The 1,337-nt window shown below is 72.0% G+C and carries 1 protein-coding gene; it reads left to right on the forward strand.

Annotated elements, in window-relative coordinates:
- The first annotated feature begins 256 nt into the window (after positions 1 to 256).
- A complete protein-coding gene (locus AOK00_RS27290) occupies positions 257 to 1,273 on the forward strand; it encodes an AAA family ATPase (protein WP_055602916.1) in 1,017 nt (338 codons plus the stop codon).
- The last annotated feature ends 64 nt before the right edge of the window (positions 1,274 to 1,337 follow it).

Here is a 1,337-nt window from a genome sequence, read left to right on the forward strand (position 1 = left end):
CGGGCGGCGGGCCCCGAGTCGCTGGCCGAGTACGCGTGGGCCGAGAGCATCGCCCTGCTCCTGGACCCGCCCGACCGGCCTCCGCACGGCGGTCGTCTGGAGCCCCCGCCGCTGCTGGGGGAGGGGGAGCAGTGACCGGAGTGCCTACCGGGACGAAGGCCCCGCGATCCGTCCGATTAAGCCATCGGCAGGCCCCGCTGCCGGGCGGTACCGTCGACGGACCCGGCATCGACACCACAGCCAGGAGGAGTCCATCGTGAACGATTGGCGGATCTACCGTGGTGCCGGTCTTCCGCACGACGAGATACAGCGGCTGCCCGCCCCGCCGCCCTGGCGCGACTTCTCCACGGGCAGCGCCGACGACACCCTGGCGGGCTCCGACCGGCGGCTCGGCGTCAAGCGCAGACTCGTCCAGAACCATCACCCCAGGCCCGCCGAGACCGACGCCGTCAACGCCGCGCTGTACCTGCGGCGTCCGCTGCTCGTCACCGGCAACCCCGGCACCGGCAAGTCCACCCTCGCCCACGCCGTCGCCCACGAACTGGGCCTCGGGCGGGTGCTCCGGTGGCCGATCGTCAGCCGGACCACCCTCCAGGACGGGCTCTACCGGTACGACGCCATCGGCCGGCTCCAGGACGTCCAGCTGGAGCGTGCCCAGGCCGGATCGCCCGGCTCCGCCGCCGCCGCGCCGGCCGGCATCGGCTCGTACATCCGGCTCGGCCCGCTCGGCACCGCGCTGCTCCCCTCCGAGCAGCCCCGGGTGCTGCTCATCGACGAACTGGACAAGAGCGACCTGGACCTGCCGAACGACCTTCTGAACGCCCTGGAGGAGGGCGAGTTCGCCATTCCCGAGCTGGAGCGGCTCGCCGACCGGGAGCCCGTCGTCGAGGTGCTCAGCGACGACGGCCGCAAGGTGGCGGTGCTCGGCGGCCGGGTCCGCTGCACCACCTTCCCGTTCATCGTGCTCACCTCCAACGGCGAACGGGACTTCCCCGCCGCCCTGTTGCGCCGCTGCATCCGACTGGAGCTCGAAGCGCCCGGCGAGGAGCAGCTTCGCGCCATGATCGAGGCCCACCTCGGCAGCGAGGCCGCCGCGGGGGACGGGGAGCAGGGCCTCGTCCAGCGCTTCCTCAACCGGGAGCCCGGCGAGGTCATCGCGACCGACCAGCTTCTCAACGCCCTCTATCTGACCCAGCACGCCTCCCGCGCCGAGCGGGTCACCAGGGAACGCATCGCCGACATGCTCATGCAACCTCTCGATCAGCCGAGGTGACGATCGGATGCACCGGATGCATCTGGAGGAACTCACCCGCAGACTGCGGGTGAGTTCCTCCAGA

The organism is Streptomyces aureus (assembly GCF_001418135.1).
Classification (GTDB): Bacteria; Actinomycetota; Actinomycetes; order Streptomycetales; family Streptomycetaceae; genus Streptomyces; species Streptomyces aureus_A.